The sequence below is a fragment of the Pseudomonas koreensis genome (assembly GCF_012986595.1).
Lineage (GTDB): Bacteria > Pseudomonadota > Gammaproteobacteria > Pseudomonadales > Pseudomonadaceae > Aquipseudomonas > Aquipseudomonas koreensis.
Map to the genome: position 1 here is coordinate 94,783 of NZ_JAAQYM010000003.1, position 17,152 is coordinate 111,934.

14 protein-coding genes are annotated in these 17,152 nt (G+C 61.5%); 9 read left to right on the forward strand and 5 right to left on the reverse strand.

Translation table 11 applies throughout. The annotated features are described in order from the left end of the window. Positions 1-54: 54 nt before the first annotated feature. Positions 55-573 (reverse strand): glycine cleavage system transcriptional repressor, encoded by a 519-nt coding sequence (locus HBN98_RS09980; RefSeq protein ID WP_007966538.1) that lies wholly within the window; start codon positions 571-573, stop codon positions 55-57. 606 nt (positions 574-1,179) lie between these two features. Here HBN98_RS09980 and HBN98_RS09985 point away from each other — a divergent pair. Beyond that, the gene (locus HBN98_RS09985; protein WP_064589536.1) at positions 1,180-3,357 is read left to right on the forward strand and encodes a malate synthase G; all 2,178 of its coding nucleotides are present in this window, start codon (positions 1,180-1,182) and stop codon (positions 3,355-3,357) included. Positions 3,358-3,510: 153 nt separating this feature from the next. Here HBN98_RS09985 and HBN98_RS09990 read toward each other — a convergent pair whose 3' ends face one another. After that, on the reverse strand, positions 3,511-3,957 hold the full coding sequence (locus HBN98_RS09990) for a response regulator (protein WP_083367727.1): 447 nt from the start codon (positions 3,955-3,957) through the stop codon (positions 3,511-3,513). A gap of 259 nt (positions 3,958-4,216) precedes the next feature. Here HBN98_RS09990 and HBN98_RS09995 point away from each other — a divergent pair, with 259 nt between their 5' ends. From HBN98_RS09995 to HBN98_RS10030, 8 genes are all read left to right on the forward strand, one after another. Beyond that, complete coding sequence (locus tag HBN98_RS09995) at positions 4,217-6,151, forward strand: putative nucleotidyltransferase substrate binding domain-containing protein (RefSeq protein ID WP_308425032.1); 1,935 nt, start codon at positions 4,217-4,219, stop codon at positions 6,149-6,151. After that, positions 6,148-6,855, forward strand: a complete 708-nt coding sequence (locus HBN98_RS10000) for a 3'-5' exonuclease (protein WP_083367725.1) — start codon at positions 6,148-6,150, stop codon at positions 6,853-6,855. Before HBN98_RS09995 ends, HBN98_RS10000 begins: the two co-directional genes overlap by 4 nt. Before the next feature lie 137 nt (positions 6,856-6,992). Further along, positions 6,993-7,511, forward strand: coding sequence for an RNA polymerase sigma factor (locus HBN98_RS10005; protein ID WP_083369393.1), 519 nt, complete (start codon positions 6,993-6,995; stop codon positions 7,509-7,511). Continuing rightward, positions 7,508-8,479 (forward strand): FecR domain-containing protein, encoded by a 972-nt coding sequence (locus HBN98_RS10010; protein WP_083367724.1) that lies wholly within the window; start codon positions 7,508-7,510, stop codon positions 8,477-8,479. The genes HBN98_RS10005 and HBN98_RS10010 overlap by 4 nt, the downstream gene beginning before the upstream one ends. A 248-nt stretch (positions 8,480-8,727) precedes the next feature. Then, positions 8,728-11,166 (forward strand): TonB-dependent siderophore receptor, encoded by a 2,439-nt coding sequence (locus HBN98_RS10015; RefSeq protein ID WP_083367723.1) that lies wholly within the window; start codon positions 8,728-8,730, stop codon positions 11,164-11,166. 74 nt (positions 11,167-11,240) lie between these two features. Next, complete coding sequence (locus HBN98_RS10020) at positions 11,241-12,365, forward strand: PepSY-associated TM helix domain-containing protein (RefSeq protein WP_083369392.1); 1,125 nt, start codon at positions 11,241-11,243, stop codon at positions 12,363-12,365. Beyond that, complete coding sequence (locus HBN98_RS10025; RefSeq protein ID WP_064589543.1) at positions 12,362-12,541, forward strand: hypothetical protein; 180 nt, start codon at positions 12,362-12,364, stop codon at positions 12,539-12,541. The genes HBN98_RS10020 and HBN98_RS10025 overlap by 4 nt, the downstream gene beginning before the upstream one ends. 133 nt (positions 12,542-12,674) lie before the next feature. After that, entirely contained in the window at positions 12,675-13,304 is a 630-nt protein-coding gene (locus HBN98_RS10030; RefSeq protein ID WP_083367722.1) for a glutathione S-transferase, read from the forward strand. Between the two features lie 199 nt (positions 13,305-13,503). On the opposite strand, the gene creD is transcribed toward HBN98_RS10030, so the two are convergent. From creD to creB, 3 genes are all read right to left on the reverse strand, one after another. Further along, positions 13,504-14,874, reverse strand: a complete 1,371-nt coding sequence (gene creD / locus HBN98_RS10035; RefSeq protein WP_083367720.1) for a cell envelope integrity protein CreD — start codon at positions 14,872-14,874, stop codon at positions 13,504-13,506. Between the two features lie 174 nt (positions 14,875-15,048). Beyond that, on the reverse strand, positions 15,049-16,467 hold the full coding sequence (gene creC / locus HBN98_RS10040; RefSeq protein WP_083367719.1) for a two-component system sensor histidine kinase CreC: 1,419 nt from the start codon (positions 16,465-16,467) through the stop codon (positions 15,049-15,051). After that, positions 16,467-17,147 carry a two-component system response regulator CreB gene (creB, locus tag HBN98_RS10045; protein WP_083369391.1) on the reverse strand — a complete coding sequence of 227 codons (681 nt, stop codon included), beginning with the start codon at positions 17,145-17,147 and terminating at the stop codon, positions 16,467-16,469. The genes creC and creB overlap by 1 nt, the downstream gene beginning before the upstream one ends. Positions 17,148-17,152 lie beyond the last annotated feature (5 nt).

The window sequence follows — 17,152 nt, forward strand, 5'->3', positions numbered from 1 at the left end:
CTACAGGTTATCCACAGGCAGGTGCACGTTAACACTGGATAAGCCAAGCGCCGGTTAAACGTCTGTGCGTAACACCAGCTCGACCATCAGATCATCGGCCAGGGTTTCCAGGCGCGATTGCAGCACATCCAGCGACAGCGTCAGCGGCACCGCCAGAATCGCTTCGGCGTGAAACAGCGGCTCGCTGCTCATCGGCGCCGGGCGCACTTCAGTGACCAACCTTTCCAGGTTCACACCTTGCTCGCTCAACAGCCGAGTGATATCCCGCACGATCCCCGGGCGGTCATTGCCCACCAGCTCCATGGCGATCGGTTTCCAGGTGCAGGACTGCTCGATGCCGCTCTCTGCAATCAGCACGCGAATGCCTTGGGCCGACAGTGCTTGTAAGGAATCGACTAATTCGTCGTAAGCCTCCGCCGGCACGCCCACCCGCAGAATCCCGGCGAACTGCCCGGCCATCCGTGACATGCGGCTTTCCAGCCAGTTGCCACCGTGCTCGGCAATGCATTGGGCGATGCGCTCGACCTGCCCGGGCTTGTCCGGGGCGAAGACAGTGAGTACGAGATGGTCCATGGCGCAGCCCTCTTGTCATGACTTTTGTTGTAGAAGGGCAAGTATAGGCAAGCACCGACATTCAGCCGCCATGCTCAAGTGAACAACACCTGTGGCGAGGGAGCTTGCTCCCGCTGGCGGCCGCAGGACGCCCTCTCCAGACAGTAATATCTTTTGCGGATGCTTCGCACCCGAGCGGGAGCAAGCTCCCTCGCCACAAATGCAGGCTCAGCGAAGCTGAATGGAAGCCACACAGTATTTATGTGTACAACTTTTTATATTTAGCTGGAACAATCCGCTGGTTTTTTGAGAACATCCAGTTCCGCGACGTGACCGCAATGCGTCATGAGGTCGCAGAACGACGTAATTAGTCTGATTTTCACAAGCGCAACGCATCATGTAGTATGCCGCAGCGCGCACTACATAACGCTGGATCGATGTCTGCCCAAGGCACGTTCGCAACCCTGAAAGCCCCGTCAGCAAGGCCAACAAGCCGTTGATTGGTCCCAGCCCAGCCGCCAGCAATGGCATGTACTGGTCGGAAGGTTTGTGGTTTAAATGGCCAGAGGCTTCATTGTTAAATTGAAGAGCTGAAAAGCGAAATAGCTGAGCAGAGTGAGGCAAGCAATGACTGAACACGTTCAAGTCGGTGGCCTGCAGGTCGCCAAAGTCCTGTTCGACTTCGTGAACAACGAAGCCATTCCCGGTACCGGCCTCACCGCCGACAAATTCTGGGAAGGTGCCGACAAGGTCATTCATGACCTGGCGCCGAAGAACAAAGCCCTACTCGCCAAACGCGATGACTTCCAGGCTCGTCTTGATGCCTGGCACCAGGAACACGCTGGCAAGGCGCACGACGCCGCAGCCTACAAAGCGTTCCTGCAAGAAATCGGTTATCTGCTGCCAGAAGCGGCTGATTTCCAGGCAACGACGCAAAACGTCGATGATGAAATCGCCCGTACCGCCGGCCCGCAACTCGTCGTGCCGGTAATGAACGCCCGCTTCGCCCTCAATGCCTCGAACGCCCGTTGGGGTTCGCTGTACGACGCCCTCTACGGCACCGACGCGATCAGCGAAGACGGTGGCGCGGAAAAAGGCAAAGGCTACAACAAGGTGCGTGGCGACAAAGTCATCGCCTTCGCCCGTGCCTTCCTCGACGAAGCGGCGCCACTGGCTGCCGGCTCCCATGTCGACTCCACCGGCTACAAGATCGTTGACGGCAAACTGCTGGTCTCCCTCAAGGGCGGCAGCAACACCGGCCTGCGCAACGATGCTCAGCTGATCGGCTTCCAGGGCGATGCCAATGCCCCGATCGCCATCCTGCTGAAGAACCACGGCCTGCACTTCGAAATCCAGATCGACGCCAGCACTCCGGTCGGCCAGACAGACGCCGCCGGCGTCAAAGACATCCTGATGGAAGCGGCACTGACCACCATCATGGACTGCGAAGACTCCGTGGCCGCCGTCGATGCCGACGACAAAGTGGTGATCTACCGCAACTGGCTCGGCCTGATGAAGGGCGACCTGTCCGAAGAAGTCGCCAAGGGCGGCCAGACCTTCACCCGCACCATGAACCCGGATCGCACCTACACCCAGGTCGACGGCAGTGAACTGACCCTGCACGGTCGCTCGCTGTTGTTCGTGCGCAACGTCGGTCACCTGATGACCATCGACGCGATTCTCGACAAAGACGGCAACGAAGTGCCGGAAGGCATCCTCGACGGTCTGGTCACGTGCCTGGCGGCGATGCACAACCTCAACGGCAACACCTCGCGCAAGAACACTCGCACCGGTTCGGTCTACATCGTCAAACCGAAGATGCACGGCCCGGAAGAAGCGGCGTTCACCAACGAGCTGTTCGGTCGCATCGAAGACGTGCTGGGCTTGAAGCGCAACACGCTGAAAGTCGGGATCATGGACGAGGAGCGCCGCACCACGGTCAACCTCAAGGCCTGCATCAAGGCCGCCAGCGAGCGCGTGGTGTTCATCAACACCGGGTTCCTCGACCGCACCGGCGATGAAATTCACACCTCCATGGAAGCCGGCCCGATGGTGCGCAAGGCCGACATGAAGGCCGAGAAGTGGATCGGCGCCTATGAAAACTGGAACGTCGATATCGGTCTGAGCACCGGCCTGCAAGGTCGTGCGCAAATCGGTAAAGGCATGTGGGCGATGCCCGACCTGATGGCGGCGATGCTCGAACAGAAAATCGCTCACCCGCTGGCCGGTGCCAACACCGCCTGGGTACCGTCGCCGACCGCCGCTGCGCTGCACGCGCTGCACTACCACAAGGTTGACGTGTTCGCCCGTCAGGCCGAACTGGCCAAACGTGCCCGCGCCTCGGTGGACGACATCCTGACCATCCCGCTGGCGGTCAACCCGAACTGGACCCCGGAGCAGATCAAGAACGAACTGGACAACAACGCCCAGGGCATTCTCGGTTACGTGGTGCGCTGGATCGACCAGGGCGTCGGTTGCTCGAAGGTACCGGACATCAATGACGTCGGCCTGATGGAAGACCGTGCCACGCTGCGTATTTCCAGCCAGCACATCGCCAACTGGCTGCGCCACGGTATCGTCACCGAAGCGCAAGTGATGGAAAGTCTCAAGCGCATGGCGCCGGTGGTCGACCGTCAGAACGCCAACGACCCGCTGTACCGTCCGCTGGCACCGAACTTCGACAGCAACATCGCCTTCCAGGCGGCGGTCGAACTGGTGATCGAAGGCACCAAGCAGCCGAACGGCTACACCGAGCCGGTGCTGCACCGTCGTCGCCGCGAGTTCAAGAAGGCCAACGGCCTGTAACTAGCGCTGAAGCCGGACATGAAAAAGCCCTGGTCGAGAGATCAGGGCTTTTTCTTTGGAAAGCAAAATCAAAAGATCGCAGCCTTCGGCAGCTCCTACAGGTGAACTCATGTAGGAGCTGCCGAAGGCTGCGATCTCTTGATCTTCAAAAAGTCAGGGCTCGATGCCCAATTCGTGTTTGACCAAGCCCAGCAACTTGCCCGTATCAATCGGCTTGAGCAGAAAATCCACCACGCTCAGATGCATCGCCGCAATGGCGTCTTTCACGTCCGCGTCACCCGAGACAATGATGATCGGCAGTGCCGCCCTGACTGATTCGCGCACCTGGCGGATCAGGTCGAGGCCATCGATATTGCCCATGCGCAAATCAGTGATCACCAGCCCGATCGAAGGTTTTTCATCGAGCATCTTCAGCGCGGTTTCGCCGCTGGCCGCGGTCATGCAATGAATGCCATCCAACGCGAGTATCTCCGACAACAGCTCCCGGGCGTCCTTGTCGTCATCGACGATCAGTACACGCTGCGGCGGCAAATCGGGTTCGAGCATTACAGCGCTGAGCGCTTCACGCTCGGCGTCGCTCAAAATATCGTGGTCGGACATGGCGTTCTCTACGTTTTCAATTCAATCACCTGGCACAGTCGTCAGACATCGCTAAGCAGAGCTTCAATGTGCACTTCGTCGGATTTTTTTCCAAGAGGCTGGCGGGCGAATTTCCGACTGTTTTTGTAGGGCACTTCCCAAATGTGCCCAACGGCAGCCCAAACCTAGACTTACGTCCAATGGGCACCCCGCGCGCAGGGGCCGACCATGGCTGCAACGACCCGACAACAACAATTCAAAAAAGACTGCGGTAATGGTTATGAGTAAAGCGGACGCCTTCACCCAGGCAGGGAAAACCGCGGTGTTGCAGAACATTCAGGGCACCCTGCAATTCCTCCAGCGCTTCCCGCCCTTCAATCAGATGGAACACACCCACCTGGCTTATCTGGTGGAGCAATGTCAGCTGCGTTTCTACGGCCAGGGCGAGAGCATCATCAAGCCCGCCGACGGGCCGGTCGAATTTTTCTACATCGTCAAACAGGGCCGCGTGGTCGGCGAGCGCCAGCACATCACCAGGCCCGGCACCGAAACCACCTTCGAGATCACCACCGGCGAATGCTTCCCGCTGGCCGCGCTGATCGGCGAACGGGCCACTCGCACCGAGCATCTGGCGGGCGAAGACACCTTCTGCCTGCAACTGAACAAACCGGCATTCATCAAACTGTTCGCCCTGTCCAACAGCTTCCGCGACTTCGCTTTGCGCGGGGTCAGCAGCCTGCTCGATCAGGTCAACCAGCAAGTCCAGCAGAAAGCCGTGGAAACCCTCGGCACCCAGTATTCGCTCAACACCCGCCTGGGCGAACTGGCGATGCGTCATCCCGTGACCTGCAGCCCCGACACGCCACTGCGCGAGGCGGTGAAGCTGATGCACGAGCAGCAGGTCGGCAGCATCGTCGCGGTGGATGAACACAAGGCGCCGTTGGGGATTTTCACCCTGCGCGACCTGCGCGAGGTGGTGGCCAATGGCAGCGGTGATTTCAGTGAAGCCATCGACCAGCACATGACCCGCGCACCGTTTTTTCTTTCGCCGGATCACAGCGCTTTCGATGCCGCGATTGCCATGACCGAACGGCACATCGCCCACGTCTGCCTGGTGAAAGACCAGCGCCTGTGCGGCGTAGTGTCTGAGCGCGACCTGTTTTCCCTGCAACGGGTCGACCTGGTGCATCTGGCCCGGACCATCCGCAGCGCCCAACGTGTGGAGCAATTGGTGAGCCTGCGCGGCGAGATCGGTCAACTGGTCGAACGCATGCTGGCTCACGGTGCGTCTTCGACGCAGATCACGCACATCATCACCCTGCTCAACGACCACACCGTGTGCCGGGTGATCGAATTGACCCTTGCCGAAAAAGGCGACCCCAGTGTGCCGTTCAGTTGGCTGTGCTTCGGCAGCGAGGGGCGGCGCGAGCAGACCCTGCACACCGATCAGGACAACGGCATTCTGTTCGAAGCGCGGGATGCCGCGCACGCGGCGCAGATTCGCGGCAAGCTACTGCCGATCGCCCAACAGATCAATCAGAGCCTGGCGCTGTGCGGCTTCAGCCTGTGCAAAGGCAACATCATGGCCGGCAACCCCGAGCTGTGTCTGTCCCGGGCGGAATGGGCGCGGCGTTTTGCGGCGTTTATTCGCGAGGCGACGCCGGAGAACCTGCTCGGTTCGAGCATCTATTTCGACCTGCGAGTGGTCTGGGGCGACGAGAACGGCTGCGCGCAACTGCGCCGGGGGATTCTCGATCAGGTCGGCGACAACCGTCTGTTCCAGCGCATGATGGCCGAGAACGCCCTGCGCAATCGTCCGCCCGTGGGGCGCTTTCGCGAGTTTGTGCTGGCACGCAAGAACGGCGAGAAAGCCACCCTCGACCTCAAGGTCCAGGGCCTGACGCCCTTCGTCGACGGCGCACGCCTGCTGGCATTGGCGCACGGCATCGAAACCAACAACACCCTGGAACGCTTGCGCCAGCTGGTCGAAAAAGACGTCATCGAACGGCTCGACGGCGCCGCGTATGAAGAGGCGTATCACTTCATCCAGCAGACGCGCATGCAACAGCACCAGATCCAGACCCGCGAGAACCTGCCCTGGTCCAACCGCGTCGATCCCGACAGCCTCAATCATCTGGACCGGCGCATCCTGCGCGAATCCCTGCGTCAGGCACAGCGCCTGCAAAGCAGTCTGGCCTTGCGGTATCAGCTATGAGCCTGTTTTCGTGGCTGCGCCCGGCCAGCCCTCTGCTGTCGGCCGACCTGCAACAGCGTCTGGCGAAGCTGCCGGCAATCAGCGAACTGCGCGAATGCAGCCTGCGCGAACAGCGCTGGGTGGTGCTGGATCTGGAAACCACCGGGCTGAACCTGAACAAGGATCGCGTGCTGTCGATTGGCGCCGTGGTCATCGAAGACGGCGCGATCGACTTCAGTCAGCAGTTCGAGCGCACCCTGCAATGTCGAGAGCTGAAGCTCAGCCCGAGCGTGTTGATTCACGGGTTGGGGCCGAATGCGATTGCGGCGGGCAGTGAGCCAGCTGAGGCCTTGCTGGAACTCATGGAGTTTATCGGCGACAGCGCGGTGCTGGCGTTTCATGCGCCCTTCGATCAACACATGCTCGGGCGGGCGCTGAAGGAACATCTGGGCTACAAGCTGCAGAATGTGTTTCTGGATGTCGCAGACATGGCGCCGCTGCTGTGCCCGCAGGCGAACATCCGTGAGGCCGGGCTGGATGAGTGGATCGACTGGTTCAAGCTAGAAGTGTTCGAACGACACAACGCGAGCGCCGATGCGCTGGCGACGGCGGAACTGGCGCTGATTCTGTTCAGCCGGGCGCGGCAGCAGCAGATTCATAGCCCGCTGAATTTGCAGCAGCGTTTGAGTCAGTGGAAACGCCGACAGCAGGCGCCGTCCTTCTAGATTTTCGGCCGAACCACATCCCATGTAGGAGTTCACCATTAACTTCACCCGACCAGTGGCCAATTGCTAACCATTCCCACCTCTGCGAGAATCGCGAACAATTCTCGTTGGTTAACATTTCCCAATCGGTGCGTCTGGTGTCGTCAGTCCCAAGCCCTCACAGTGAACTCGTCGGTGCGTTGTATCGCGACCATCGCGGTTGGCTGCTGAGCTGGTTGCGGCGCAATGTGGCGTGCCCGCAACGGGCCGAAGACTTGAGCCAGGACACCTTTGTGCGCCTGCTCGGGCGCGATGAACTGCTGACGCCGCGCGAGCCCCGGGCGTTTCTGGTGGCGATCGCCAAAGGCCTGCTGTTTGACTACTTCCGCCGCGCCGCGCTGGAGCAGGCCTACCTCACTGAATTGATGCTGATCCCCGAAGGCGAACAACCTTCGGTGGAAGAACAGCAACTGATCCTCGAAGACCTCAAGGCCATCGACCGCCTGCTCGGCAAACTGTCGACCAAGGCCCGCGCCGCTTTCCTTTATAACCGCCTCGACGGCCTCGGCCATGCCGAAATCGCCGAGAAGCTCGGGGTCTCGGTGCCGCGGGTGCGGCAGTACCTCGCGCAGGGGATTCGTCAGTGCTACATCGCCCTGTACGGTGAGCCGACATGAGCCCGGCCAGTTCCAAACCGGTCTCGGCTCAGGTGCTGGATGCGGCGATTGCCTGGCAGTTGTCGCTGGATTCCGGCACTCCGCTGGAGCGCGAAGAGTTCGCCAAGTGGCATGCCGCCCATGAAGAACACGCCCGGGCCTGGCGCCAGTTGGGCATGCTCGATCAGCGTTTCAGCGTGGCCAACGGCCCGGCCCGCAGCGCCTTGCTGCAATCACGCGAAGGCATTCGCCGCCGGGTGCGCAAGCTGGGCAGTGGTCTGGCGAGCATTGTCGCGGTGGTGGGTCTGGCGCTGTTCGTTGGAGATCGCTACCTGCCGCTGGATTACTGGCTCGCCGATCAACGCACCGCCACCGGCGAACAACGCACGGTACGCCTGGTCGACGGCACCCTGCTCAACCTCAACACCCACAGCGCGGTGGATGTGCGCTTCGATGCCAGGCAACGACTGATCGTCCTGCAGGAAGGCGAGATCATGGTCGAGACCGGCCATGGCGATGCGCGGCCGTTCATTGTTGAAACCCGCGAAGGCAGCATGCGCGCGCTGGGCACGCGGTTTCTGGTCAAGCGTGAAGACGAAGGCACGCGCCTGAGCGTCCTGCAATCGGCGGTGGCCGCGCATCCGCAAAGCCACCCTGAAGAGCAGATCCTGCGCGAAGGCCAGCAAGTGCTGATCCGCAATGACCGCCTCGACGCGGTCGCTGCGCTCACGCCCGGCGCCGATGCCTGGACCCGCGGCATGCTGGTGGTGGATAACGCGCGGCTGGAGGATCTGGTGCATGAACTGGGGCGCTATCGTCGCGGGTATTTGGGCGTGGCACCGGAAGTGGCTGATCTGCGCATCACCGGCAGCTTCCCGCTGCACGACACCGACAAGGCCTTGAGCGCCCTGCTGCCGACCCTGCCGGTGCAGATCGAGCGGCATACGCCGTATTGGGTCACGGTGGCCAAAGCAGATTCCAAGCCTTAAGAGCGACCGACCTCTGTGGCGAGGGAGCTTGCTCCCGCTCGGCTGCGCAGCAGTCGTCAAACCAGTCAATGCGGTTTATCTGAAAGACAGCAGAGACCGCTTCGCGCTCCATCGGGAGCAAGCTCCCTCGCCACAGGGAATCGGTCACTTTTCAGTTAATCGAAATTATTTTCATCCAGCCCTATCACTTTTTACTTCTCGTCCGGCACACAGGCAATTGAGAAATATTTCCATTCAGGAGCCTTCGCATGTCCCGTTCGCTAGACACCTTGTTGCGCCCCAGTCTGTTGGCGGCAGCCATCGCTTTCGGCGCACCGCTGCTCAGTAGCCCGTTGCTCGCCGCTGAGCAGGCTTCCAGCGTGCGCGCCTACAACCTGCCGGCCGCTGCGTTGTCGACCACGCTGAACCAGATCGCCAGCCAGGGCGGCCTCGCACTGTCGCTGAACCCGGCGCTGGCCGCCGGCAAGACGTCGGCGCCGGTCAACGGTCAGTACGACGCCGCCGGCGCTCTGCGCGCGGCGCTGCAAGGCACCGGTCTGCAACTGGAACAAAGCAGCACCGGCACCTACACCCTGGTGGCCGTGCCGGAAGGGACACTGGCGCTGCCGGAAACCGCCGTGATCGGCGTGGAAAACCTGGAAACGGCCTGGGGCCCGGTCGAAGGCTACACCGCCACCCGCACCGCTGCCGGTAGCAAGACCGACACCGCGCTGGTCGAAGCGCCGCGTTCGATCTCCGTCGCCACCCGCCAGCAAATGGACGACCGCAGTGTGCACAGCCTCGATGACGCCGTGCGCTACATGCCGGGCATCACCGCCAGCAGCTACGGCAGCGACACCCGCTCCGACTGGCTGCGCGTGCGCGGCTTCGAGCCGACCCAGTTCCTCGATGGCCTGCCACTACCAAAAGGCGTATACGCCAACCCGAAACAGGAAACCTGGAACCTCGACCGCCTCGCCCTGCTGCGCGGCCCGGCCTCATCCGTTTACGGCCAGACCCCGCCGGGTGGCTTGCTGGACATGGTCAGCCGGCGCCCGAGCAGCGACGCCAGCAGCGAAATCCAGTTGCAGTACGGCAGTGACAATCATCGCCAGATCAACTTCGCCAGCACCGGCAAGATCGACGACGCCGGACAGTTTCTCTACGGCATCAGCGGTGTGGTGCGTGACAGCGACACGCAGATCGATCACATCGAGAACAAGCGCTACAACATCGCGCCGAGCCTGACCTGGAACATCGACGACGACACCAGACTCACCCTGCTGAGCCAGTTCACTCGCGACGATACCGGTGTCACCAGCCAGTTCTACCCGATCCAGGGCACCAAGATCGACATGCCGTTCGGCAAGATTTCCCATCACAAGAATCTTGGCGATCCTGACTACGACTTCTACGACCGCACCTACTACGCGCTTGGTTATGCCTTCGAGCATCGCCTCAACGACGTCTGGCAGTTCAAGCAGAACCTGCGCTACACCAAATCAGACCTGTCGTTCCAGACCGTGACCCTCAACAGCTACAACACGAAATACGCCGGATACACCGTTGACGATCAGGGCAATGTCGGTCGCGGCACCACCAACGCTGATGAAGACATCAGCCAGTTCGCCGTCGACAACAACTTCCAGGCCGACTTCGCCACCGGTGACATCCGCCATACGCTGTTGCTCGGCCTGGATCATCAACGCAGCAACACCAACTACACCTCGATCTTCGGCACCGCGCCGGACATCAACGTCAACAACCCGATCTACGGTCAGCCGATCACCCGTCCGCCGCGCTCTTCGGCCTACTATGACTATGATCAGAAGACCTACCAGACCGGCCTGTACGTGCAGGACCAGATGGCCCTCGACCAATGGCGCCTGACCCTGGGCGGGCGTGAAGACTGGGTGCACACCAGCACCCAGTTCATCAACAAGGGCGATGCCACCAACACCCAGCGCGACAAGGCCTTCAGCGGCAACGCAGCGCTCAGCTACGTGTTCGATTCGGGCTTCGTGCCGTACCTGTCGTACGCCGAGTCCTTCCAGCCAACGGCCGGCGCCGACGCCACGTCCACCGGCTCGCTCAAACCGACCGAAGGCAAGCAGTGGGAACTGGGCATCAAGTACCAGCCGCCAGGCAGCAAGACTTTGCTGAGCGCCGCGGTGTATGACTTGACCCAGAAGAACGTCTCGGTCAACACCATCGTCAACAACGTAACGATCACCAGTCAGGCCGGTGAAGTGAAGGTCAAAGGTCTGGAGCTGGAAGCGGTTTCGGACGTCACCGATAACCTCAAAGTGATCGCCGCCTACACCCTGGCCAAGTCCGAAGTGCAGAAAGGCGTGGACAAGGGCAATCGCCTGCAACTGATGCCCAACCAGCAAGCGTCGCTGTGGACCGACTACACCTGGCACAGCGGAGTACTCGACGGCTTCGGTATCGGCGGTGGTGTGCGTTACACCGGCAACACCTACGGCGACAAGGCCAACACCTGGCTGGGCAAGGCGGACGCCTACACCGTGTTCGACGCCGCCGTGCATTACGACCTCGGTCGCCTCGACAACAGCCTGAAAGGAGCGTCGGTCGCGCTCAACGCCACCAATCTGTTCGACAAGGACTACATCTCCACCTGCGACGGTTTCTATTGCTACTACGGCGACCAGCGCAGTGTCGTCGCCAGCGCCACTTACAAGTGGTAAGCGCGTGAGCTGAACCCGGTCCTGTCACCAAGCCGTCCCCCGTGGACGGCTTCGGTGTTTTTGAAGGTCATGAAATGAAAAGTAAAACAATTCGCCGCTGGTCGTTCATCCACACCTGGACCAGCCTGATCTGCACCGTGTTTTTGCTGCTGCTGGCATTGACCGGTCTGCCGCTGATCTTTCATCACGAGATCGAGCACCTGCTCGGCGATGCGCCGCAAGTGCGCGAGATGCCCGCCAACACCCCGCACCTGAACCTGGCGCAACTGGTCGAGGCCGCAGAAAAACATCGTCCCGGCGACGTGGTGCAGTACTTCGGTTTCGAGGACGACGAGCCCAACACCGTGCTGACGATCATGGCGAAAACCGCCGGCACCGAACCGAACTCCTCGCACACCTTCATGCTCGACGCGCGCACCGGTGAAGCGCTGGAAACCCCGTCGGCCAACGGCGGCCTGATGCTGTTCATCCTGCGCCTGCACGTCGACATGTTTGCCGGACTGCCGGGCAAGTTGCTGCTGGCGTTCATGGGCCTGCTGTTCGTGGTCGCGATCATCTCCGGCACGGTGTTGTACCTGCCGTTCATGCGCCGCTTGCAGTTCGGCACCGTGCGCCAGGACAAATCCACCCGTCTGCGCTGGCTCGATCTGCATAACCTGATCGGCGTCGTCACCCTGACCTGGGCGCTGGTGGTCGGCGTGACCGGCGTGATCAGCGCCTGCGCCGACCTGATCATCGCCGCGTGGCGCAACGATACGTTGAACGCCATGGTCGCGCCCTACCGCGATGCCCCGCCGCTGACCCATCTGGCACCCGCCACCCGTTTGCTGGACATCGCCAAAGACGTCGCGCCGGGGATGAACCCGGACTTCATCGCCTTCCCCGGCACACGGTTTTCCAGTGAGCACCATTACTCGGTGTTCATGAAAGGCGGCACCCACCTGACTTCGCATTTGCTGACACCGGTGCTGATCGACGCCAGCACCCTGCAAGTCACTGCCGTCGGTGAACGCCCGTGGTACATGGACGCCATGGGGATGTCGCAGCCGCTGCACTTCGGTGACTACGGCGGCATGCCGATGAAAATCCTCTGGGCGACCCTCGACGTGCTGACCATCATCGTCCTCGGCAGTGGCGTGTACCTGTGGCTGGTGCGGCGCAGGGCTGCGAAACCGCTGCCAGCGGAGGCCGTTGCATGAAGCCGCGTCAGACCAATTTCTGGAAGGTCTTCAGCACGCCGCTGGTGATTGCGCTGCTGAGTGCGGCGGGGTTGTTTTCGGCGCTGTTGGGGGATGGGATCTGGGATGCGTTGAGCTGGGTCGGGCTGGGTGTTCCGGCGTTTCTGGCCATAAGAGGCTTGCTGCCGCGAAGCTGAACACCTGAAGGAGCTGCGGCACGCTGCGATCTTTTGCTCTTGATGCTTTTTTTAGATCAAGATCAAAAGATCGCAGCGTTCCGCAGCTCCTACGGCTAACCTCCTGTTCTTCGATGATCACCGAGGTTTGCCAATGTCTGCCCCCAGCATGACCCTGTTCCACAACACACTCTCCCCGTTCGTGCGCAAAGTCATGGTGCTGTTGCACGAGACCGGCCAGCAGGATCGCGTGGCCCTGCAAGACTGCGTTCTCAGCCCGGTCAGCCCGGACGCTGCGCTCAACGCCGACAACCCGCTGGGCAAGATCCCGGCCCTGCGCCTGGCCGACGGCAGCGTGATCCATGACAGCCGCGTGATCCTCGAATACCTCGACCAGCAGCACGTCGGCAATCCGCTGATCCCCCGCGAAGGTTCGGCCCGCTGGCGGCGCCTGACCCTGGCCTCGATGGCCGACGGGATCATGGACGCCTCAGTGATCGTGCGTTACGAACTGGTGCTACGCGCCCCGGAAAAGCACTGGGATGAGTGGCTCGACGCGCAGCGCGACAAGATCCGTCGCGCCCTGGCCTATCTGGAAAGTGACGCCATCGCCGAGCTGACCAGCCACTTCGACGTGGCAGCGATCAGCGTCGCCTGTGCGCTGGGTTACCTCGACCTGCGTCATCCGGATCTGGACTGGCGTACCGCCAATCCACAACTGGCCAACTGGTATTTCGAAGTGAGCCAGCGACCGTCCATGGTCGCCACCCTGCCCAAGCCTTAAGGCTGCGGCGTCGGTTCTGGCCTCATCGCTGGCAAGCCAGCTCCCACACTGGATTTTGGTATGGCAGAGCCCTCTGTTTCCGCACAAGTCCTGTGGGAGCTGGCTTGCCAGCGATGGCACCAACTCGCATCCACAGGCAGAAAGCCGATAATCCGCGTCACCAATGCTTCCTTCCAGCGCTGCTCCTCACGCAACCCGCTCATTGCACCGCCCCGATATCAAACGCCAGTGGCTTGGCCGGTTTCTGCCCGATCCCGTACCAGTCGAGTTTGCGCGTCAGCACCATGAACACCCCGAGCAAGCCGAACAGCAGCAGCGAACCCATCAGCAGCGCGTAATCCTCAGCGCTGAGCAAGCCATACAGCAGGCCATACAACGCCGCCAACCCTGCGGAAAAACTCAGCCCATGGCGCACGCTGTGCAGCACGTGGCAAACATAAAACCCGATCAGCAACACACAGCCACTGGCCGACAGCAGATACGCCAAGGCAAACCCGATGTGTTCCGACAGCGACAGCAGCAACAGGTAGAAGAACGCCAGCGCCACACCCACCAGCGCGTATTGCACCGGGTGCACCGCCAGACTCTTGAGCACTTCGAACAGGAAGAAACCGGCGAACGTCAGGACGATGAACAGCAGCGCATATTTGATCGCCCGATCACTCTTCAGGTACTGGTCCACCGGGTCGATGAAACTCACGCCAAAGCTGCGGCCGTTGAAGGCCTCACAGTCATTGCCGGTCACGCAACGGTTCATGGCTTCTTGCAGGTTGGTGGAGAAAAACGAGGTCTGCCAATCGGCGCTGAAACCCTGATCACTGACCTCGCGTTTGCCTGGCAGGAAGTTGCCGATGAAACTCGGGTGCGGCCAGTTGGCGGCAAGGCTGACGTGGCTGGTCTTGCCCACCGGCAGCACCTGCAGCGAACCGGTGCCTTGCAGGCGCAGGTCAAAGCCGAAGGCCAGCTCCGTGGCTTTGCCGGTGTCCAGCACCGGCAACGTCACCCGCACCCCTTCACCGAGCCAGCCCACCTGCGTGCCAGGCACGAAGTCCAGACGCTGGCCGTCGACTTCCAGTTTCAGCGCGTTCTCGATGCCGCGAATGTCGCTGATGCCCACCGCCAGAAACGGCGCATCAAACTGGTAATCGGCGAAGTCTTCCTGGATGCCCAACTGCGCCGGCAACGAGAAATGCCCATTGATGCGATTGTCGGCATGGAACAGCCGCGCTTCGTAGATACCGCGATTGCGCAGTTCGGTTTGCACTTGCCCGTCGAGCTCAAAGCGCTCCGGCAAGAAATACAGACGACCGCGTTCTTCGCCGAGCTCTTCATAGCGCTGATTGGTTTTCTCGTTGGTTTTCCAGGTACGCACCACCTTGCGATACGGCACCACCATCACCGGCCCGCTCAGTTGCTGGCTGTAGCTGGAGCTGCGGGCGATGTCTTCCAGCACGCCGTCGCGCAGTTGCTGGCGATCGTCGATGATGCCGTCGATCATCAGCAGTGGTATCAGCAACAGCAGGATCAGCAGGGCAATGGCCCCGAGCTTTATCGTCAGATTCTTGTTCATGGGACTCTCCCTGTTTGGATGGGCAGAGTCTGGTTGGGCTGTGTGGGAAGAATATGGGGCGATTGTGGAGTTTGTGTGGAGACTGTTATGGCCCCTTCGCGAGCAGGCTCGCTCCCACAGGTGTACGCGTTCGAATGTGGGAGCGAGCCTGCTCGCGAAGGCAGCGACTCGGTTTCAAGGCAAGCGCAAAATCACTGCCACGCCGCCCTCGACGTTGCGGATATGCATCGATCCACCATGCAGCTTCACCACCTCCTCAACGAAGTTAAGCCCCAACCCGGTACTTTTTCGTCCACTATCGGGACGCGGCAGCGAGTAAAACCGTTCACTCAGGCGCGGCAAGGCGTACTCGGGAATCGCCGCGGCTTCGTTGAACAATCTGAACTCGACCTGTTCCCCGACCCGCTCGGCACTGAAGCGCAGCAACCCGGCGACCGGGGTGAAATCCAGCGCATTGTCCAGCAGATTGCCCACCGCCTGCCGCAGCAGAAACGGCTCGCCGATCAGTAACAGGTCCGGCGCAATCGTCTGCTCGACCTTGAGCCGCCGGCCTTCGATCCGCGCCGCCTGCGCCTGCAACAACTCATCGACCAGCCCTGCCAGCGGCACCGCCACCCGCTCTTCCAGGCCCTGACGCTGCTCGACTTGCGCCAGATTCAACAACCGCTCGATCAACTGCTGCATCCGCGCGCTCTCACTGTCGATGTTGCCGACAAAACGCAGGCGCTGGATCGGCGGCATGTCGCCCTGCAGCAGTTCCGCCGCACCGCGAATCGCCGCCAGCGGACTCTTCAATTCATGGGTCAGGGTGTGCACGTAGCGCTCTACGTAGGCTTTGCCTTCCAGTTGAGTGCGCATCTGCTCCACCGCCGTGGCCAGTTGCTCCAGTTCACCACCGCGGTAATGCGGCACTTCGACTCGCCGCCCCTCACTCACCGCCTGGGCGTAGCCGGTCAAGCGGTGCAGCGCGCGGCTCAGCCACCATGACAACAAGGCGCCGAACAGCAGACCCAGGCCGATCAGCCCGGCTCCGTAAAACAGCAGGCGGCGCTCGGTGCGATCGACATAAGGCTGCAAGGAACTGTTGGGTTTGGCCACGGTGACCACGCCGATGATCCGGCCGTTGTCGCGGATCGGCGCGCCGACGTGCATCACCGACGACGCCGAATCATTCGGATCGCTGCGGGTTGAACGTGCGCCGTACTCACCCCGCAGGGTCAGGTAGACGTCGTTCCAGCGCGAATAATCCTGACCGACCGCCACCCCGCTGGAGTCCAGCACCACGATGCCTTTGGCGTCGGTGACGTAGATGCGGTGGTTGACCTGGTTTTTCGGCAAGCCCCAGATCGTCGCCTGTGGCTGGCGCTCGCCATAGGCGCGCAGCAACTCGGGCCAGCGGTTCTCGCTGAGCGTCCCGGCCTTGAAATCATCACGAAGGATTTCCGCCATCAGGTTGGCGGTGTCGACCAGGGTTTCTTCGGTGGACTGGCGCACGCCGGGGCGGATTTCCTCCATCACGGTGTTGAGCACGAAGTAACCGGTCAGGCCGATAAACAGCACATACACCAGAAAAATCCGCAGCCCCAGCGACATTAGCTGTGCCCCGGGCTGTAGCTGTAACCGAGGCCGCGATGGGTCTGGATCGGCTCGGCATCGGCCCGCACCAGGCGCAGTTTGGCGCGCACGCTTTTGATGTGGCTGTCGATGCTGCGCTCGTAGCCGGCGTCGGCGGCAACCCCTAGGGCGTCGAGCAATTGCTCGCGGCTGAAGACCCGCTGCGGTTGCTCGAGCAGGCATTGCAGCAGACGGAATTCATGCCGGGTCAGGCTCAACGGCTGGCCCCGGTAGGTGATCAGCACCCGCTCGGGATCGATGCGAAACACCGCCGAAGCGGCGTCCACCGCAGCTCGCGGCGCCATGCGCTTGAGAATCGCCCGCACCCGCGCGGCGACTTCCCGCGGGCTGAACGGTTTGACCACGTAATCGTCGGCGCCGATCTCCAGTCCCACCACCCGGTCGATCTCGGCGTCCCGGGCACTGAGGAACAGCACCGGCACCTCACTGAAGCGCCGCAGCTGTTTGCAGGTTTCAAAACCGCTGATGTCCGGCAGGCCGATGTCGAGGATGATCAGATCCGCTGGCGTCTGCCGTTGATGCTCCAGCGCCGCCGCGCCGAGGCTCAGCCACGTGGTGGCGAACCCCTCGCCCTGCAGGGCAAAAATCAGCGTGTCGGCAATCGCCGCTTCGTCTTCGACAATCAGGATATGAGGCATGGCGT

Bases quoted from the DNA above. Each gene is read 5' to 3' on its own strand.
- HBN98_RS10025 (WP_064589543.1), top strand. From the start codon at position 12,362: ATGAAGCCGCGTCAGACCAATTTCTGGAAGGTCTTCAGCACGCCGCTG.
- HBN98_RS10020 (WP_083369392.1), top strand. From the start codon at position 11,241: ATGAAAAGTAAAACAATTCGCCGCTGGTCGTTCATCCACACCTGGACC.
- HBN98_RS09980 (WP_007966538.1), bottom strand. From the start codon at position 573: ATGGACCATCTCGTACTCACTGTCTTCGCCCCGGACAAGCCCGGGCAG.
- HBN98_RS09990 (WP_083367727.1), bottom strand. From the start codon at position 3,957: ATGTCCGACCACGATATTTTGAGCGACGCCGAGCGTGAAGCGCTCAGC.
- HBN98_RS10030 (WP_083367722.1), top strand. From the start codon at position 12,675: ATGTCTGCCCCCAGCATGACCCTGTTCCACAACACACTCTCCCCGTTC.
- HBN98_RS10015 (WP_083367723.1), top strand. From the start codon at position 8,728: ATGTCCCGTTCGCTAGACACCTTGTTGCGCCCCAGTCTGTTGGCGGCA.
- creD (WP_083367720.1), bottom strand. From the start codon at position 14,874: ATGAACAAGAATCTGACGATAAAGCTCGGGGCCATTGCCCTGCTGATC.
- creC (WP_083367719.1), bottom strand. From the start codon at position 16,467: ATGTCGCTGGGGCTGCGGATTTTTCTGGTGTATGTGCTGTTTATCGGC.
- HBN98_RS10010 (WP_083367724.1), top strand. From the start codon at position 7,508: ATGAGCCCGGCCAGTTCCAAACCGGTCTCGGCTCAGGTGCTGGATGCG.
- HBN98_RS09985 (WP_064589536.1), top strand. From the start codon at position 1,180: ATGACTGAACACGTTCAAGTCGGTGGCCTGCAGGTCGCCAAAGTCCTG.
- HBN98_RS10000 (WP_083367725.1), top strand. From the start codon at position 6,148: ATGAGCCTGTTTTCGTGGCTGCGCCCGGCCAGCCCTCTGCTGTCGGCC.
- HBN98_RS09995 (WP_308425032.1), top strand. From the start codon at position 4,217: ATGAGTAAAGCGGACGCCTTCACCCAGGCAGGGAAAACCGCGGTGTTG.
- creB (WP_083369391.1), bottom strand. From the start codon at position 17,147: ATGCCTCATATCCTGATTGTCGAAGACGAAGCGGCGATTGCCGACACG.